This window comes from Fusobacterium sp. (genome assembly GCF_019012925.1).
GTDB lineage: Bacteria > Fusobacteriota > Fusobacteriia > Fusobacteriales > Fusobacteriaceae > Fusobacterium_A.
In genome coordinates, this window is the sequence record NZ_JAGIRL010000053.1 from 38,716 (window position 1) to 56,189 (window position 17,474).

Genomic DNA, 17,474 nt, shown 5'->3' on the forward strand with positions numbered 1-17,474 from the left:
AGAAATGCAAAACACAGAAACTTTGGAAAGATTGTACAAAATCTCTGAGAGAGGAAGTACAGTTAAGCAAGAGGTAATAGGAGGGCTAACAACATTCTTAGCAATGTCTTACATAATCTTTGTAAACCCTTCTATATTAGGTATGACTGGAATGGACAAGGGAGCTTTAATAACAGTAACTTGTTTGACATCTGCATTGGCAACTATAATATCAGGTGTATGGGCAAATGCTCCATTTGCTTTAGCTCCAGGAATGGGACTTAATGCTTTCTTTACATTTACATTGGTTTTAGGTAAGGGAGTACCTTGGCAGACAGCTCTTGGAATAGTATTTATGTCAGGAGTGTTTTTCTTTGCTTTATCTTTAGGTGGAATTAGAGAGAAGATTGCATATGCAATACCTGTTCCATTAAAAATAGCAGTAGGTGGAGGAATAGGTCTATTTATAACATTTATTGGACTTATAAATCTTGGTTTAGTAGCAGCTAATCCAGCTACTATAGTTGGATTGGGAACAATGAAAACAACTACTGTAATAGGAATTGTAGGATTGCTTGTGGCTGTTGTTCTTGAGATAAAACAGGTAAAAGGTGGAATGTTAATAGGAATAGTTACATCTACAGTATTAGGATTTATCACTGGTGATATTGCAGTACCAGAGAGCATTGTATCTCTTCCACCAAGTATAGCTCCAATAGCTGGAAAATTAGATATAGTAGGTGCTTTTAAACTATCTTTAATTGGACCAATATTCTCATTTATGTTTGTTGACTTATTCGATACTTTAGGAACTTTAATCTCTTGTTCTAGACAGGCTGGAATTGTAGATAAAGATGGAAAAATTAAGGGATTTGGAAGAATGTTATATACAGATGTATTTTCAACAATAATTGGATCTGTATTAGGAACAAGTACAGTAACAACATTCGTGGAGTCAGCAGCAGGAGTGGCAGTAGGAGCTAAAACAGGACTTGCTTCTCTTGTGACAGGAATTTTATTCCTACTTGCTCTATTTTTCTCTCCAGTAGTAGCTGTAGTACCTGGATATGCAACAGCTTCAGCACTTATCATAGTTGGAGTGTATATGTTTAAACAGATAGTAGATTTAGATTTTAAAGATCTAAAAACTCTATTCCCTTGCTTTATTATAATAGTTATGATGCCATTAACTTATAGTATCAGTATAGGATTAAGTTTAGGATTTTTAAGTTATATTCTTATTCACTTAGTAACTGGTGATTTTAAGAAATTAAATCTACCACTAATATTTATAGGTGTACTTTGTTTAGTAAACTTGGTAATCTAGTAAATTAGATATTTTGGGAGTAATTAAATGAATTTTCATTTGATTACTCTTTTTTTTACTGTCTAACTTTTAAAGATAAAAATAATGAGATTGTCTATTTTTTTATACCAGTAGTACTTTACAAAACCACTATAAATATATTATAATTAATAGAAGAGTGTAAATTTTAGTTAGGAGGCTTCATTGTGATAAATAGAGAAAGAATGATTAATAATTTTATAGAGATGGCAAGAATATCTTCTCCTTCATTAAAAGAGAGAGAGATGGCTGACTATGTAAAAAAACAGTTACAAGATTTAGGAATGGAAGTAATTGAAGATGGTGCTGGAGAAAAAGAGGGAGGAAATGCTGGAAATATTATTGGAGTTTTAAGAAATCCAGGTAAAAAGAGAATACTGTTGAGTGCACATATGGATACAGTATTACCTTGTGATAAGGTAAATCCAATAATTGAAAATGGAATTATTAAGAGTGATGGAACAACAATATTAGGTGGAGATGACAAAGCGGGAATATCTAATATAATAGAGGCTATCAAAACTATAAAGGAGAATAATCTTGATCATCCTGAGATAGTAGTAGTATTTTCAATAGCTGAGGAGATAGGATTATTAGGAGCTAAGAATTTTGATATAGAAAAATATAGTCCAGATTATACATTTGTCTTAGATTCTAGTGGAAAACCTGGTATTGGAATTATACAGACACCATTCTCTGCAAAAGGAAAAATGAAGATAATTGGGAAACCAGCTCATGCAGGAATAGCACCAGAAAATGGAATAAATGCTTTAACAGTAGCAGCTCATGCTATAACAAAGATAAAATTAGGTAGAATAGATTCTGAAACAACTTCAAATATAGGTGTTGTAAGAGGCGGAGAAGCTGTTAATATAGTTATGCCAGAGGTAACATTACAGTATGAGGCTAGAAGTTTTTCAGGAGAGAAATTAGATAACTTATTAGCTGAAACAGATAGAGTATTTAAAGAGATGTGTAAGGAGTTTGGAGCTGAGTTTGAGAACGGAGTGACAAAGGGATACTCAGGATATAAATTAGAGGATTCAGAGGAGATATTGAATATATTTAAAAAAGCTTGTGCTCAAGTAGAGGTTGAGTGTGTAACTAAGCCTACTGGTGGAGGAAGTGACTCAAATATCTATAATGAAAAAGGATACAAGGCTCTAACTATAGGAATTGGAATGACAAAAGTTCATACAAAAGAGGAGTATATTGAGATAGAGGATATGGTAAAAACTGCTAATTTAGTAGTAGAGATATTAAAGGAAATGGCATAAAATGTTAAGAAAAAAAAGAGATAAAAAATGGTCAATAAAAAAAAGAATGGGAATTATCTTATTTATTCTTATTTTGATATTTGTTCTCTTTAGTAAAGCTGTTAATTTTGGTGTGGATATTGTAAGTCACATTGTTTTTCCTATTCAGAGAAGAGTGTATCAGATTGGAAACTTTTTTAAAGAAACTTCAGAGGCAGTAGTAAGTTATAAATCTATATTAGAGGAGAATAGGAACTTAAAAAATGAACAGGTAAAGTATGATATAGTGGTAGCTTACAACAAGGAACTTGATCAAGAGAATGAGAGATTGAGAGAGATTCTTAAGATGAAAGAGGAGAAGAAGTTAAATATAAAAGTAGCAAAGGTAAACTTTAGAAATCCAAGTAACCTATATGAAAGATTCTATATAAACTTAGGAAAAAAAGATGGAATTAAGAAAAATTACATAGTTTTAGCTGGAGAGAATTTAATAGGAAAGATAGGTAAAGTCTATGATGATTATTCAATTGTTGATATGATAACAGGAGAAAACTATACAGTTAGCTCTCTCACTGAATCAGGTGCTCTAGGAATAGTGAGAGGAAGCAATGAGGGAGATGGAACTCTATACTTTGAAGCTAATACATTTCAAGAGAATATAGAGGTTGGAGAGAAGGTATATACTTCTGGTATCAGCGAGATCTATCCTAAGGGGATATATTTAGGAAAGATTAGTGAGGTCATAGAGAGTGGAACAGAGATCTTAAAGAGCATAAAACTTGAAAGTGAAGTAGATGTTATAAATTTAGCTGAAGTTTTGATTTTGATTCCAGTAGAAGCAAAGGGGAATAAAAAATGAAAAAGTTAGTAATAATCCTATGTATAGCTTTTAATTTCATAACTTATGGAAAAGATATAAGTGAGATAAAAAGTTTAATAACAGAGGTTAATGAAGTTGTAAATTTAAATGGTGAATCTAAAAGTAGTGATTATAAATTAACATATATATTTCCAGATTTTATAAGAAAAGATGTAATAGCTCCAGAATTAAATAGAGGTGAGGTATATATCTATAATAAGGATCAAAAAATAGTGTATCTTCCACTTTTTGATCAAAGAGTTGAGGAAAAATTAACGGAAAATGATAGTGAAGTATTGGAAGTAATCAATTTTATCTTTGAAAAGGAAAAGAGTGACAGAGAGTTTAGAGAGAAATACTATGCTAAAAAGATAAAAGAGATACCACTGAAAAATGGTACTAGAGTGGAAATTGACAAGTTAAAAGAGTTTAAAAACTATCTGTTGCCAACAGTTTACAGAGTTTATGATAAGGATATAAATATAGTAAACCTTAAAGTAAAAAGTTATGTTATCAATCCTAAAGTGGATATTAAGGAGCTAACTGACATATGATAAAATTCATAACAGATAGAGGGCTAGTAATAAATAAAAGAGATTTTGGTGAAGCTGATAGATATGTGACAGTTTTTACAGAAAATTTTGGGAAAATAGTTTTTCTACTGAAAGGAATTAGAAAGAGTAAAAAAAGAGAGTTGAATTCAATAGATCTTCTCTCTCTTTCCAATTTTACCTTTTATAAAAAGGGAGAAAACTATACAGTTTCATCTTTCAACGGAATAGAATCCTACAGTAATATCAAAAGTAATTTAAATAGGCTTGAGATATCCTTATATTTTGTTGCTTTGCTCAATGCTATCTTAGTTGAAAACAATAGAAAAAAGTCATTATATAAAATATTTTTGAGAAGTTTGGAGTTTTTAAATAATAATGAAAATGAGAAGAAAAATTATATTTTAATAGGATATTTTCTCCATTATATAATCAGAGATGAGGGACTCAATATAAGTAGTGGAGAGGGTTATAATTTTTCTTTTGAAAGATCAAAGTTTATAACTGAAAATGAGAAGTATATATATAAAGTTTCTAAGAGTGAAAAGAGCTTGGTAGAAAAATTTATAAATAACAGAGCAAAAGATATAGATGAAGAGATAGAAACTTTAGAAGATATTAAAAAGGTTGTTTTTCTTTTTGAAAGATACTTAAATTTTCATTTAGGAATAGATATTAAATTAAAAAATTATATTATGGAGGGATAGAGAATGACTAATATAATAAAAATAACTGATTATATGTCAGAAAATTTGATTTCTCTGAATCTAAAAGCTAAAACTAAAGATGAAGTATTATTAGAACTTTCAAAATTAATTGAAAATTCACCAAACATATTAACAAAAGGGAATACTGTATACAAAGCTCTTGTGGAGAGAGAAAAATTAGGAAGTACAGGAATAGGAAAGGGAGTAGCTATTCCCCATGCTAAAACTGAGGTAGCAGAGAAATTGACAATCGCCTTTGGAATGAGTAGAGATAAGATTGATTTTAAATCAATGGATAATGAAAAAGTAAATATTTTCTTTGTTTTTGCATCACCAAATAAAGATAGTCAAATCTATTTAAAAGTATTGGCAAGGATTTCACGTCTAATAAGAGAAGAGAGTTTTAGAGAGGGACTTCTTAATTGTAAAACAGCAAGTGAGGTAATAGATTATATTGACAAAAAAGAGAGTTGATGAGATATGAGATGTCCATTTTGTGGATCAGAGGATACTAAAGTAATAGATAGTCGTGCATTTATGGAGGGATTCTCAATAAAAAGACGTCGTGAATGCATAAATTGTGAAAAAAGATTTACAACTTATGAGAAAATAGAGGAGATCCCCATATATATCGTAAAAAAAGATAAAAGAAGAGAGAAATTTGATAGAGAAAAACTATTAAAAGGCTTGACAAGAGCTACGATTAAGAGAAATATAAGTAGAGAAGAGATTGAAACATTTGTGTTGGAGATAGAGAAATCTATTCAAAACTCTTTAAAAAATGAGATAACTAGCAGTGAACTAGGAGAGCTGGTTATGGAAAAGCTATTAAAAATAGATGAAGTAGCCTATGTTAGATTTGTTTCAGTATATAAAGAGTTTAAAGATATAGAGTCTTTCATTGAATTAGTAGAGAAGATAAGTAAGGATAGAAAGGAAAAATAGATGAGAATATTATTTATGGGAACACCAGAATTTGCAGTCCCATCTTTTGAGATACTAAATTCTGAGTATGATATAGTAGGAGCATTTACAAAAGTAGATAAGCCAAATATGAGAGGGAAAAAGATCAAGTTTACTCCAGTTAAAGAGTATGCATTAGAGCACAATATCCCTGTATTTCAACCAACAACATTAAAGAGTAAAGAGACTCAGGACTTGATAAGAGAGTTAAATCCAGATTTAATTGTAGTTGTGGCTTATGGTAAAATATTACCAAAAGAGATAATTGATATGCCAAAATATGGAGTTATAAATGTACACTCTTCATTATTACCTAAATACAGAGGAGCTGCTCCAATTAATGCAGCAATTATACATGGGGAGAAAGAGAGTGGAGTGAGTATCATGTATATAGCTGAGGAGCTAGATGCAGGTGATGTTATACTTACAGTAAAAACTGAGATAACAGATGAAGATACTTTCTTAACTCTACATGATAGATTGAAAGATCTTGGAGCTAAAGGACTACTTGAGGCAGTTAAATTGATAGAGAAAGAGGAAGCACCAAGAACAGTGCAAAATCATTCAGAGGCAACTTTTGTAAGACCTTTCTCAAAAGAGGATTGTAGAATAGATTGGTCTAGAAGTGAAAGAGAGATATTCAATTTTGTAAGAGGAATGAATCCTTTCCCAACAGCATTTACAACTTGTGAAGAGAAAATCTTTAAAATTTATGAGGTGAAGGAGAACTTTGAAACATATGAAAATGGAGTGTGTGGAGAGGTTGTAGACATCAAAAAAGGAAAGGGATTTGTAGTAAAAGTTGGAAATGGAAGTGTTATTTTAACACAGGTAAAACCAGAGAATAAGAAGTTATTAAGTGGAGCCGATATTATAAATGGTGGAATGCTAAAAATAGGCAACATTTTGAAATAGAAAGGTAGAAGAATGATAAAGTTAGATGGAAAAGAGTTAGCTACAAAAATAAAGGACAAAATTAGAGAAGATGTAATCAAGTTGAAGGAAGCTACAAATAGAGTTCCAGGTTTAGCAATAGTATTGGTAGGAGATAATCCAGCTTCAAAAATATATGTAAACTCAAAGATAAAGGGTTGTAAAGAGCTAGGATTTGAAAGCTTTGCTCATTTTTTATCTGATGATATCAGTGAAGCTGAGTTATTAGAGGTAATAGAAAATCTAAATAAAGATGAGAGGGTAAATGGTATCTTAGTACAACTTCCTCTACCTAAACATATAGATGAGAAAAAGATTATAGATAAGATTGCTTTAGAAAAGGATGTAGATGGATTCAAACCTGAAAATTTAGGACTTCTAATGCTAAATGATGAAGATGCTATAATCTCTTGTACTCCAGCAGGGATAATGGAGATCCTAGATAACTACTCAATCTCTTTGGAGGGAAAAGATGTAGTGATGATAGGAAGAAGTAACATAGTAGGAAAACCAATGGCTAGTCTATTAATAAATAGAGGAGCTACTGTAACTATCTGCAATAGTAAAACTAAAGATCTTCAAGAGAAGACAAAACAAGCTGATATTGTTATAATAGCAATAGGAAAAGCAAAGTTTTTAACTGGTGATATGTTAAAAGATGGGGCTGTTGTAATTGATGTTGGAATAAATAGAACAGAGGAAGGTCTATGTGGAGATGTAGATTTTGTAAGTGCTAGTGAGAAATGTTCACATATAACACCTGTACCTGGAGGAGTAGGACCAATGACAGTTGCTATGTTATTCCAGAATACTTTAAGAGTTTTTAAAAAAATTAACCATATATAAAAAAAAAAAAGGAGAAAAGATGGAGAAAAACGAAAAGAGAGAGTATTATATTGTAGATAAAAGAATACTTCCAAACTCTATTCAAAGTGTAATAAAGGTAAATGATTTAGTGCAAAATACAAAGATATCAAAGTATGAAGCAATAAAGAAGGTTGGAATTAGTAGAAGTACTTATTATAAGTATAAAGATTATATAAAACCTTTCTTTGAGAGTGGAAAAGAGAAGGTATTCAGTATACATATGTCTTTAGTAGATAAACCAGGAATACTAGCAAGTATACTAAATATCATAGCAGATGAAGATATGAATGTATTGACAATTGTGCAAAATATAGCAGTGGATGGAATAGCTAAATCAACAATATCAATACAGACTACTGAAAATACACTGAGAAAGATAGAGGGTATGTTGGAAAAGATATCTGAAGTAGATGGTGTAAAAGATCTAAGAATAATAGGAAGTAACTAGAAAGTTTTGGAGGAAAAGATGAAGATAGATGTTAAAACGATAAAAGAGTTGGCTGATAATATAGATAAGTACAATTTGAATGAGATTGCTTTGGAGAGTGAAGGGGTAAAATTAGTTTTGAAAAAAGAGAAACTAGTACAAGTTGAAACTCGTCCAGTACAGACAGCAATAGTTCAACAAAATACAGCTGTGGTAGAGGAAGCAGAAGAGGAAGAGGTAGTAGATACTCAAGAGAAAGAGTTTATCACAGCACCAATGGTGGGGACTTTTTATAGATCATCAGCTCCTGGTAATCCAGCTTTTATTGAAGAGGGGGATACAGTGGCAAGTGGAGAAACACTTTGTATCATAGAAGCTATGAAATTGATGAATGAGGTAAAAGCATCTAAAAAATGTAAAGTTGTTAAAATTTTAGTAGAAGATGGGCAGATAGTAAAAAAAGGAGATAAATTATTCGTAATAGAGTAGTTATTAAATTTAATGTAAATAAGGAGAGTGTAAAAAAAAGTTGGACACATACCAAAATATAGTACTGTTAATTGTATTGATCCTATTGTCTGGATTTTTTTCAGCATCAGAAACGGCACTTACATCTTTCAGGAGTACTAATTTAGAGAAATTTGAAGAGAGTAAAGAGGGAAAAAAAATTGAACTTTTAAAAAAGTGGTTAAAAAATCCAAATGAGATGCTTACAGGGCTTCTCGTTGGAAATAACGTGGTTAATATACTAGCATCTTCAATAGCTACTGTTGTAACTATAAATATAATGGGAGGGACATCTAGTTCCTCAGTTGCTATAGCAACAGTGGGAATGACAGTAATACTATTAATTTTTGGAGAGATAACTCCTAAGATTATAGCAAAGAATTACTCAGTTCAAATAGCAGGTGTAGTTATAAGGATCATATACTTATTAGCTTTAGTTTTAAAACCTATAATAAAGATTTTGATGTTTATTTCAAAATTCCTAGCAAGATTGTTGGGAATAGATTTAAAAGATCAAGCTATTATGGTAACAGCTGAAGATATAAAATCTCTTGTGAATGTAGGAGAAGCTGAAGGAATAATCGAGGAAGAGGAAAAGGAGATGATCCATTCCATAGTAGGTTTTAGTGAAACAACTGCTAAAGAGGTAATGACTCCTAGAACTTCAATGTTAGCTTTTGAAGGGGATGAAACTCTAGATGAAGTATGGGATGAGATAATTGAGAATGGATTTTCTAGAATACCAGTTTATGAGGAGACAATTGATAATATAATCGGTGTTTTCTATGTAAAAGATGTATTGAGTATAGTAAAAAAAGGTGAGACAAATGTCCCTATTAAGAATTTTGTAAGACCTGGTTATTTTGTTCCTGAAACAAAATCAATAACAGAGATATTACAAGATTTTAGAAAGATGAAGGTCCATATAGCACTTATTCTAGATGAGTATGGTGGAATAGTTGGATTGGTAACAATAGAGGACTTAATAGAGGAGATCACTGGAGAGATTCGTGATGAATTTGACCACGAAGAGGACGAATTTATTCACAAAATAGATGAGAATACTTATGAAGTTGATGGAATGTTGGATATTGAGACTCTGGACAAAGAGTTGAATATAAAATTACCTGAATCAGAGGACTATGAGAGCTTAGGTGGTTTAATCATAACAGAATTGGGAAGAGTAGCTGTTGTAAATGATGAGATCACTATTTCAGGTGTGAAGCTAAAAGTCTTGGAAGTTGAGAAGATGAGAGTAGCTAAAGTTTTAATAGAGGTAAATGCAGGAGAAAAAACTGATGATTAAAAAAATAAAATCATATTTTTATGCAGGGTTAATAGCTTTATTACCAATTATTTTAACTGTATATATTTTTAACTGGATAGTTGGAATAATGATGAATCTTTTGGGGCACTCCTTTGTAACAATAATTATAAAGGGGCTACTTCAAAGAGTTGTAGAAGATAGAAATATGGATTATTATTTCCAAATGTTAGTGTATTTAATATCATTGATCACTATGATTTTAGGTACATGTTTAGTTGGATTTATATTAAAAATTATGTTTTTTGCTAAAATAATAGAGAGTTTAAAAGAGGTATTTATAAAAATACCACTAATAAAACAGGTATATACAACAATTAGCCAAATTATTGATATTACTATGTCAGATAGAGAAAAAACATATGAAAAAGTTGTAATGATAGAGTATCCTAGAAAGGGTATATACAGCATAGGTTTTTTAACTTCAGAGGATAATTACATAGTAAGCGAAGCTGTTCAAAGTGAAGAGAAACTATATAATATTTTTATACCTACATCACCAAATCCTACTTCTGGAATGTTTATAATAGTTCCACAAAAAGATGTAAAAATATTGGATATTAAGATAGATGATGCAGTAAAATTAATAATATCAGGAGGGGTGATACTTCCTCCTAAAAAGGAGATCACAGAAATTGAAGAGAAACTTGACTAATATTTTATTTTTATTGTTAATATCAGTAGCTTTTATCAGTTGTAGTAGTTTGAAAAAGAGTAAAGAAGCTGAATACTCTTTGTTGAAAGGAGTAAATTACTCTCAACAGGGAAAGTACCAGAAGGGAATGGAAGAGTATCAAAAATCTTATAAGATCAATCCTAACAATGCTATTCTTCTAAAAGAGATGGGATATACTTATTATAAGTTTGGAAACTATCAGAAAGCTGAAGAGTATTGGTTAAAAGCCCTTAAATTACAACCTAAAGATGAAGGATTGATAAAAAATTTAGTAACTTTATATTTTGAAGATGGAAAATATGCTAAAAGTATCAATATGATGGGTTCTAGCTATAATCCAAGAGATGATTATTATAAAAAAATAAAAGGGTTAATAGCATACAGAGAGGGGGATTATAGAAAAAGTTATAATCTCTTAAAAGATCTCTCTTTAGAGAGTTATGATACTGAAGTTGCCCTCGTCTATATTGATGTTTTAAAAAAAGCAGATGAGAAAAGAGAGTTATTTTATTTTCTAAAAAATATTTATCCATATTTAAATAAAGATAAAGAGTTTATACTTGGGTACTCTAGAGTATTGAATGAAAACTTTAAGATGCCAAAAGAGAGTGAGAAGATACTGTTGGAGTACTTGGTAAAAAATGGAAATGATGACGAAGTTTTAACACAGTTATCTATGATATATTTGAAAATGGGAGATAAGAAAAAATCGAAAGATACCCTTAAGTTACTTGGAAATAAAGATATATTTCAAGAGAACTATAAGAATTTAGAGGGTAAATTAAATTAAAAGAATTGGAGTGAAGCGAATGAATTTAAAAGAATATGTTGCAAAAGTAGAGAATTTTCCAAAGGAAGGAATAATATTTAGAGATATAACACCTCTTATGAACAATGGAGAAGCATTTAAATTTGCTACTGATGAGATTGTAAAATTTGCTAAGGAACAAAAAGTAGATTTAATAGTTGGACCAGAAGCTAGAGGGTTTATATTTGGTTGTCCAGTATCATACGCTATGGGAATTGGATTTGTACCAGTAAGAAAACCTAAGAAATTACCAAGAGAGGTTATTGAGTATTCATATGATTTAGAATATGGTTCAAATACTTTATGCATGCATAAAGATGCAATACAAAAGGGACAAAGAGTACTGATCGTAGATGATTTATTAGCTACAGGAGGAACTATGGAAGCTGCTGTTAAATTGGTAGAGGAGTTAGGAGGAGTTGTTGCAGGACTTGCTTTTCTAATTGAGTTGGAAGAACTTAAAGGAAGAGAGAAATTAAAAGATTATCCTGTTTTAACATTAATGAAATATTAATATTATGATGAGATAATAGGTAAAAGGTCTAAAATAACTCTTAATTATTTTGGGGTTATTTTAGATTTTTTTATAAATTTTATATGAAAAGAGGACGCTTATGAATTATTGGGAAGAGATTCTGAAAGAGATAGAGAAGAACGATTTAAAAGTAGATGTAGAAAAGATAAAGCTTGCTTTTTTCTTTGCTGAGGAGAGCCATGAGGGACAGTATAGAAAATCTGGAGAAGATTATATAATGCACCCTGTTGAAGTTACTAAGATTTTAATTGATATGAAGATGGATACAGATACAATAGTAGCAGGAATATTGCATGATATAGTTGAAGATACTCTAATAACATTGGCAGATATCAAATATAATTTTGGTGATACAGTAGCCACTTTAGTAGATGGAGTAACTAAATTAAAAACTCTTCCCAATGGTACAAAGAAGCAAGATGAGAATATAAGAAAGATGATTTTGGCTATGGCTCAAAATCTGAGAGTTATAATAATAAAATTAGCTGATAGATTACACAATATGAGAACTATGAAGTATATGAAGCCAGAGAAACAGATATCTATATCTCAAGAAACTTTGGATATATATGCTCCACTAGCTCATAGACTTGGAATAGCGAAGATAAAATGGGAATTAGAGGACCTAGCTCTGAGATATTTGAAACCAACTGAATATATGAATATAAAGTCATTAATCGACTCTAAGAAAAAAGAGAGAGAAGAGTATATACAGGAGTTTATTGAGAAAATAGTAACCTTATTACATGAGACTGGAATAAAAGGGAGTGTAAAGGGAAGATTTAAACATTTTTATAGTATATATAAAAAAATGTATGAGAAGCACAAAGAGTTTGATGATATATATGACTTGATGGGAGTAAGAATAATAGTGGATACAGAGGGGGAATGTTATAACACGTTGGGGGTTATACACAGTCATTTTAAGCCTGTTCCAGGACGTTTTAAAGATTATATAGCAGTTCCAAAATCTAATAACTATCAATCTATACACACAACAATAGTTGGACCACAAGGAAAATTTATAGAGATACAGATTAGAACAGAAGAGATGGATAAGGTAGCAGAAGAGGGTATAGCAGCTCACTGGAGCTATAAAGAGCATACAAAGGTTACTAAGAGTGATCAGGTGTATGGTTGGCTAAGAAATATCTTAGAGTTGCAAAATGAGGCTGAAACAGCTCAGGAGTTTATAGATAGTGTAACTAAAGATATAATGAATGAGACAGTTTTTGTATTTTCACCAAAAGGGGATATAACAGAACTACCTCATGGAGCTACACCATTAGATTTTGCATTTGCAGTTCATACTCAGATAGGTTGTAAATGTGTGGGAGCTAAGGTAAATGGTAAGATAGTAACATTGGATTATAAACTACAAAATGGAGATAGAGTAGAGATTATAACCTCTAAAAACTCAAAAGGACCAAGCAAAGATTGGTTGGATATAGTAGTTACCCATGGAGCTAAGAGTAAGATAAAAAAAGTGTTAAAAGATTTGGTAAGGGATCAAACGATAAAAAATGGTAGAGAAAATTTAGAGAGAGAGTTAGGAAAATTAGGTATATCATTAAAAGAGATGGAAGAAGATCCAATAATCAAAAAACATATGGAAAAAAATAATATATATTCATTAGATGAATTCTATTATCACGTAGGTGAGAGAAGAAGTAAAATTGATATTATTATTGATAAGTTGAGAAAGAAATTAGAAAAAGATAGACAGATAGAGAATATAGATATTGATGAGTTGATGGAGAAGAAAAAAGAGAAAACTTCATCAAGTAAAAATGATTATGGAATAGTAATAGATGGAGTTAATAATACTTTAATAAGATTTGCTAGATGTTGTACCCCGCTTCCCGGAGATGAGATCGGTGGTTATGTTACAAAATTGACAGGTATAACTGTACATAGAAGAGATTGTAAAAACTTTCAAAATATGGTTGCTCAAGATCCAACAAGAGAGATAGATGTTCAATGGGATAGTAGAATAGTAGAGCAAAAAGATAATAAGTATAAGTTTACATTCAATGTATTAGTTTATGATAAAACTAATATTTTAATGAATATAATAACTCTAATAGCAAATCATAAGATACATTTAGTTACAATAAATAGTAATGAGATCCATAAAAATGGAGAAAAGTATATGAATTTCCAAATAACAATAGAGATATCAAATAAGAGTGAGTATAAATATTTATTGAGTAATCTTTTAAAGATAAAAGATGTAATCTCAGTTGATAGAATGTAGAAGTAGATAGGAGAAAATATGACAAAAAAATTACCTGTAACTTATGAGTTACAAAAAAAAGTAGGAAAGGCTAGAGCAGGGAAGATAACTACACCTCATGGTGAAATAGAGACACCTGTATTTATGCCTGTTGGAACACAAGCGACAGTAAAAGCTATGACACCAGAGGAGCTAGAAGCAATAGGATCACAGATAATTCTTGGAAATACTTATCATTTGTATTTGAGACCAAGTGATGAGCTTGTAGCTAAATTTGGAGGATTACATAAATTTATGAATTGGAATAAACCAATATTAACTGACAGTGGAGGATTCCAAGTATTTAGTTTAGGTGCTTTGAGAAAAATAACAGAAGAGGGAGTAAAATTTAGTTCACATCTAGATGGATCTAAACACTTTCTTACTCCTGAAAAATCAATAAATATTCAAAATAACTTAGGATCAGATATAGTTATGCTATTTGATGAGTGCCCACCAGGACTATCTTCAAGAGAGTATATAATACCCTCTATTGAAAGAACTACAAGATGGGCAAAAAGATGTATAGAAGCTCATAGAAGACCAGATGAGCAAGGGCTATTTGCAATTGTTCAAGGGGGAATATATGAGGATTTAAGAGATAAGAGCTTAAATGAATTAAGTGAAATGGATGAACATTTTTCAGGATATGCTATTGGTGGTTTAGCTGTAGGAGAACCAAGAGAGGATATGTATAGAATATTGGATTACATTGTAGAGAAGTGTCCAGAGGATAAGCCTAGATACTTGATGGGAGTAGGAGAGCCACTTGATATGTTAGAGGCTGTAGAGTCAGGAATAGATATGATGGATTGTGTACAGCCAACTAGAATAGGAAGACATGGTACAGTATTTACAAAATATGGAAGATTGGTAATAAAAAATGCTATGTACTCTGAAGATGATAGACCTTTAGATGAGGATTGTGACTGTTATGTATGTAGAAACTACAAGAGAGGATACATAAGACACCTATTTAAAGCAGAGGAGATTTTAGGGCAGAGACTTGCAACATACCATAACCTATATTTCCTATTAAAATTAATGAAAGATGCAAGAAAAGCGATTTTAGAGGATAGATTTACAGAGTTTAAAGAGGAATTTATAAAGAACTACAATATGGGAAAAAGTTCTGAATGGATAAAACCTAAAAAAATAGGAGAATAATTGAGATTGAAGGAGAAAACCATTACCTTGAGAAAGGGAGTAAGGTTTTCTCTTTTTTTAAAATAAAACTTGACTTTTTTAGTAAAGTATAATATAATTTCAATGTCAATAATTTAGTAATACAAATAAATGGAGAAGTGAAAAATATGATGAGAGAAATAAAATTTGATTCAACAGAGATAATAAAAGAAACAGAAGAGTTTGTAAATAGCTTTAAATCTGTAATATTAGGAACAGTATCAAAAGATGGAGAGGTGGATGTTACATATGCACCACATCTAAAGATAGATGGAGAACACTATATATATATTAGTGAAATAGGAGATCACTATACAAATTTAACAGAGAATGAGCAAAAATTTGAGATTATGTTTTTACAAGAGGAGAAAGAAGCTCTTTCAGTAATTGCACGTAAGAGAGCAAGATTCAATGTAACAGCAGAATTCTTACCAAGAGATGAGAGATTTGAAGAGATAATGGATCTATTTGAAAAAAGTGTTGGAGAGACATTTAAAATAGTAAGAAAAATGGAGGACTTCCATCTAGTAAAATTAAATGTAGTTGATGGAAGATATGTAAAGGGATTTGGACAGGCATATCTACTAAAAAATGGAGTGGCAACACAGATTACTGGAGATAAAAAAACTCATAGATAATCATAAATAAAAGGAGAAAGATAATGAGAGAGAAAATAGCAGAGTTATTAGCAAAGGATGAGAAAATTTCATTAGGAAAGATAGCACAGGAGTTAAATGTATCTCTAGTTGATATTTATAGAAACTCACCAAGTGTTAGAAAGTATCCAGTAGAAAAGAGAGAAGAGTTATTTGAAATTTTAAGAGGTTGGGATAAGGTTTTCTTACTAGTAGTAACTCCTAACTTTGTTTTAGAGATAAAGGATAAATTTCCAAAAGGGTTCTATGCTCATGGATTCCTAAATTTTCATGACAATGATTCATCAATAGGTGGACATTTAAGTGTTGATAAGATAAAAGAGATATTCTTAGTGGAAGATATTATGTTTGGTAGAAAAAGTTGTTCTATAAAATTCTATGGAGAGGATGAAAAAGAGATCTTTGCAATCTATGTTCCTAGAGATGAAAAGAAAGAGCTAATAAAAGAGTATTTAGACTGTTTTTACTCATTAGCATAATTTAGAAAAAGGAAAATTTTAAGATATATGCTTAGGATTTTCCTTTTTTATTTTTTTGAAGAAGATTGATAAAACTAAGTTGGAAGAGTATAATAGAGAGAGGTTAAAATAAAATATTGTTAGGGGTAGAAAAATGGGAAAAAATAAAAGAAATGGAATGGTAGCTTCAATAATTTTAGTGGTAGTAGCATTGGTGTGGGGAACAACATTTGCAGTGATAAAAGATACTTTGGGAGTAGTAAAACCGTACTCCTTAATGATGTTTAGATTCAGTTTTTCAGCTATACTTTTGAGTTTGTTATATTTTGGAAAAATAAAAAATATGAAAAAAGTAGATCTTAAAAGAGGGATAATAATAGGAATTTTTATGTTTTTAGCTTTTTATTTTATGATAATTAGTATAAGATTTACAACAGCTTCAAAGTTTTCCTTTATAATTGCTTCATATGTACTTATTGTTCCCTTTCTATCTTGGATAATAAATAAGAAAAAATTGGATAGATATACAATAGGCAGTGCAGTAATAGCTACTGTTGGACTGGGTTTTTTAACAATTGAAAAAGGTGTGGACTTTAACATTTGGGATTTAGTAGCTGTGTGTTGCTCTTTCTTTTTTGCAACTCATATGGTAGCGATAGAGAAATATAGTGGTGACTCAGATCCTATAGCATTAACAATTCTTCAATTCATAGTAACTGCTATTCTCTTTATAGTTTTAACTGGGGTGACAGAGGGATATAATCTATCTATTCTGCCAGATATAAAATGGACTTTGGGTTATTTAGTTATAGTGAGTACAGTGATTCCTTTTGCTATACAGAATATAGTTCAAAAATATATATCTTCAACGAGAACAGCATTGATTTTAACTTTACAATCTGCTTTTGGATCTATATTTGCTATATATTACTTAAATGAAAAAATGACAAAACAAGTAGGAATAGGGTGTCTTTTGATATTTATAGCTATTATGATTCAAAATTTGAAGGGAAGGGAGTGAGAATAAAAAAACACTCCTTCATCCGAAAGAGTGTAATAAACAGCTGGTGCCTAGAAATGGATTCGAACCATCGACCGTACGGGTATGAACCGTATGCTCTAGCCAACTGAGCTATCTAGGCATGGTGGAGATAAGCGGGATC

The 17,474-nt window shown here is 30.8% G+C and carries 20 protein-coding genes and 1 tRNA gene; 20 read left to right on the forward strand and 1 reads right to left on the reverse strand.

Translation table 11 applies throughout. The annotated features are described in order from the left end of the window. The first annotated feature begins 4 nt into the window (after window positions 1-4). The 20 genes from QZ286_RS09850 to QZ286_RS09945 all read left to right on the forward strand — a co-directional run bounded on the left by QZ286_RS09850 (window position 5) and on the right by QZ286_RS09945 (window position 17,332). Window positions 5-1,306 carry an NCS2 family permease gene (locus QZ286_RS09850; RefSeq protein WP_291256792.1) on the forward strand — a complete coding sequence of 434 codons (1,302 nt, stop codon included), beginning with the start codon at window positions 5-7 and terminating at the stop codon, window positions 1,304-1,306. A 185-nt stretch (window positions 1,307-1,491) separates the two neighbouring features. After that, the gene (locus QZ286_RS09855) at window positions 1,492-2,601 is read left to right on the forward strand and encodes a M20/M25/M40 family metallo-hydrolase (RefSeq protein ID WP_291256793.1); all 1,110 of its coding nucleotides are present in this window, start codon (window positions 1,492-1,494) and stop codon (window positions 2,599-2,601) included. A gap of 1 nt (window position 2,602) precedes the next feature. Continuing rightward, entirely contained in the window at window positions 2,603-3,439 is an 837-nt protein-coding gene (gene mreC / locus QZ286_RS09860) for a rod shape-determining protein MreC (protein WP_291256794.1), read from the forward strand. Further along, entirely contained in the window at window positions 3,436-3,993 is a 558-nt protein-coding gene (locus QZ286_RS09865; protein ID WP_291256795.1) for a hypothetical protein, read from the forward strand. Before mreC ends, QZ286_RS09865 begins: the two co-directional genes overlap by 4 nt. After that, window positions 3,990-4,697, forward strand: coding sequence for a DNA repair protein RecO (gene recO / locus QZ286_RS09870; RefSeq protein ID WP_291256796.1), 708 nt, complete (start codon window positions 3,990-3,992; stop codon window positions 4,695-4,697). The genes QZ286_RS09865 and recO overlap by 4 nt, the downstream gene beginning before the upstream one ends. Window positions 4,698-4,700: 3 nt before the next feature. Further along, a complete protein-coding gene (locus QZ286_RS09875; RefSeq protein WP_291256797.1) occupies window positions 4,701-5,171 on the forward strand; it encodes a PTS sugar transporter subunit IIA in 471 nt (156 codons plus the stop codon). A 6-nt stretch (window positions 5,172-5,177) separates the two neighbouring features. Beyond that, a complete protein-coding gene (nrdR, locus tag QZ286_RS09880) occupies window positions 5,178-5,642 on the forward strand; it encodes a transcriptional regulator NrdR (protein ID WP_291256798.1) in 465 nt (154 codons plus the stop codon). After that, window positions 5,643-6,575: a methionyl-tRNA formyltransferase gene (gene fmt, locus QZ286_RS09885; RefSeq protein ID WP_291256799.1), complete on the forward strand. Its 933-nt coding sequence runs from the start codon at window positions 5,643-5,645 to the stop codon at window positions 6,573-6,575. Between the two features lie 15 nt (window positions 6,576-6,590). Continuing rightward, on the forward strand, window positions 6,591-7,439 hold the full coding sequence (gene folD / locus QZ286_RS09890; protein WP_291256813.1) for a bifunctional methylenetetrahydrofolate dehydrogenase/methenyltetrahydrofolate cyclohydrolase FolD: 849 nt from the start codon (window positions 6,591-6,593) through the stop codon (window positions 7,437-7,439). A 19-nt stretch (window positions 7,440-7,458) separates the two neighbouring features. Further along, a complete protein-coding gene (locus tag QZ286_RS09895; protein ID WP_291256800.1) occupies window positions 7,459-7,908 on the forward strand; it encodes an ACT domain-containing protein in 450 nt (149 codons plus the stop codon). Between the two features lie 18 nt (window positions 7,909-7,926). Continuing rightward, window positions 7,927-8,376: an acetyl-CoA carboxylase biotin carboxyl carrier protein gene (accB, locus tag QZ286_RS09900; protein WP_291256801.1), complete on the forward strand. Its 450-nt coding sequence runs from the start codon at window positions 7,927-7,929 to the stop codon at window positions 8,374-8,376. Between the two features lie 40 nt (window positions 8,377-8,416). Next, window positions 8,417-9,700, forward strand: a complete 1,284-nt coding sequence (locus QZ286_RS09905) for a hemolysin family protein (RefSeq protein ID WP_291256802.1) — start codon at window positions 8,417-8,419, stop codon at window positions 9,698-9,700. Next, entirely contained in the window at window positions 9,693-10,373 is a 681-nt protein-coding gene (locus QZ286_RS09910) for a DUF502 domain-containing protein (RefSeq protein WP_291256803.1), read from the forward strand. Before QZ286_RS09905 ends, QZ286_RS09910 begins: the two co-directional genes overlap by 8 nt. Further along, window positions 10,354-11,184 (forward strand): tetratricopeptide repeat protein, encoded by an 831-nt coding sequence (locus QZ286_RS09915; protein WP_291256804.1) that lies wholly within the window; start codon window positions 10,354-10,356, stop codon window positions 11,182-11,184. Before QZ286_RS09910 ends, QZ286_RS09915 begins: the two co-directional genes overlap by 20 nt. Before the next feature lie 19 nt (window positions 11,185-11,203). Beyond that, complete coding sequence (locus tag QZ286_RS09920) at window positions 11,204-11,716, forward strand: adenine phosphoribosyltransferase (RefSeq protein ID WP_291256805.1); 513 nt, start codon at window positions 11,204-11,206, stop codon at window positions 11,714-11,716. 100 nt (window positions 11,717-11,816) lie between these two features. After that, window positions 11,817-13,994 carry a bifunctional (p)ppGpp synthetase/guanosine-3',5'-bis(diphosphate) 3'-pyrophosphohydrolase gene (locus QZ286_RS09925; RefSeq protein ID WP_291256806.1) on the forward strand — a complete coding sequence of 726 codons (2,178 nt, stop codon included), beginning with the start codon at window positions 11,817-11,819 and terminating at the stop codon, window positions 13,992-13,994. A gap of 18 nt (window positions 13,995-14,012) precedes the next feature. Next, complete coding sequence (gene tgt / locus QZ286_RS09930) at window positions 14,013-15,179, forward strand: tRNA guanosine(34) transglycosylase Tgt (RefSeq protein WP_291256807.1); 1,167 nt, start codon at window positions 14,013-14,015, stop codon at window positions 15,177-15,179. Between the two features lie 146 nt (window positions 15,180-15,325). Further along, complete coding sequence (locus tag QZ286_RS09935) at window positions 15,326-15,835, forward strand: pyridoxamine 5'-phosphate oxidase family protein (protein WP_291256808.1); 510 nt, start codon at window positions 15,326-15,328, stop codon at window positions 15,833-15,835. 23 nt (window positions 15,836-15,858) lie between these two features. Then, the gene (gene hutX, locus QZ286_RS09940; RefSeq protein ID WP_291256809.1) at window positions 15,859-16,332 is read left to right on the forward strand and encodes a heme utilization cystosolic carrier protein HutX; all 474 of its coding nucleotides are present in this window, start codon (window positions 15,859-15,861) and stop codon (window positions 16,330-16,332) included. A gap of 133 nt (window positions 16,333-16,465) precedes the next feature. Then, window positions 16,466-17,332 carry a DMT family transporter gene (locus QZ286_RS09945; protein WP_291256810.1) on the forward strand — a complete coding sequence of 289 codons (867 nt, stop codon included), beginning with the start codon at window positions 16,466-16,468 and terminating at the stop codon, window positions 17,330-17,332. Between the two features lie 44 nt (window positions 17,333-17,376). Here the strand turns inward: QZ286_RS09945 and QZ286_RS09950 are convergent. Further along, window positions 17,377-17,453 (reverse strand) — tRNA-Met (locus QZ286_RS09950). Window positions 17,454-17,474: the final 21 nt, after the last annotated feature.

Coding starts and splice junctions, on each gene's coding strand:
- fmt (WP_291256799.1), top strand. CDS start 5,643: ATGAGAATATTATTTATGGGAACACCAGAATTTGCAGTCCCATCTTTT.
- hutX (WP_291256809.1), top strand. CDS start 15,859: ATGAGAGAGAAAATAGCAGAGTTATTAGCAAAGGATGAGAAAATTTCA.
- accB (WP_291256801.1), top strand. CDS start 7,927: ATGAAGATAGATGTTAAAACGATAAAAGAGTTGGCTGATAATATAGAT.
- QZ286_RS09935 (WP_291256808.1), top strand. CDS start 15,326: ATGATGAGAGAAATAAAATTTGATTCAACAGAGATAATAAAAGAAACA.
- QZ286_RS09895 (WP_291256800.1), top strand. CDS start 7,459: ATGGAGAAAAACGAAAAGAGAGAGTATTATATTGTAGATAAAAGAATA.
- QZ286_RS09910 (WP_291256803.1), top strand. CDS start 9,693: ATGATTAAAAAAATAAAATCATATTTTTATGCAGGGTTAATAGCTTTA.
- QZ286_RS09875 (WP_291256797.1), top strand. CDS start 4,701: ATGACTAATATAATAAAAATAACTGATTATATGTCAGAAAATTTGATT.
- mreC (WP_291256794.1), top strand. CDS start 2,603: ATGTTAAGAAAAAAAAGAGATAAAAAATGGTCAATAAAAAAAAGAATG.
- QZ286_RS09920 (WP_291256805.1), top strand. CDS start 11,204: ATGAATTTAAAAGAATATGTTGCAAAAGTAGAGAATTTTCCAAAGGAA.
- QZ286_RS09850 (WP_291256792.1), top strand. CDS start 5: ATGCAAAACACAGAAACTTTGGAAAGATTGTACAAAATCTCTGAGAGA.
- recO (WP_291256796.1), top strand. CDS start 3,990: ATGATAAAATTCATAACAGATAGAGGGCTAGTAATAAATAAAAGAGAT.
- QZ286_RS09925 (WP_291256806.1), top strand. CDS start 11,817: ATGAATTATTGGGAAGAGATTCTGAAAGAGATAGAGAAGAACGATTTA.
- tgt (WP_291256807.1), top strand. CDS start 14,013: ATGACAAAAAAATTACCTGTAACTTATGAGTTACAAAAAAAAGTAGGA.
- QZ286_RS09865 (WP_291256795.1), top strand. CDS start 3,436: ATGAAAAAGTTAGTAATAATCCTATGTATAGCTTTTAATTTCATAACT.
- nrdR (WP_291256798.1), top strand. CDS start 5,178: ATGAGATGTCCATTTTGTGGATCAGAGGATACTAAAGTAATAGATAGT.
- QZ286_RS09945 (WP_291256810.1), top strand. CDS start 16,466: ATGGGAAAAAATAAAAGAAATGGAATGGTAGCTTCAATAATTTTAGTG.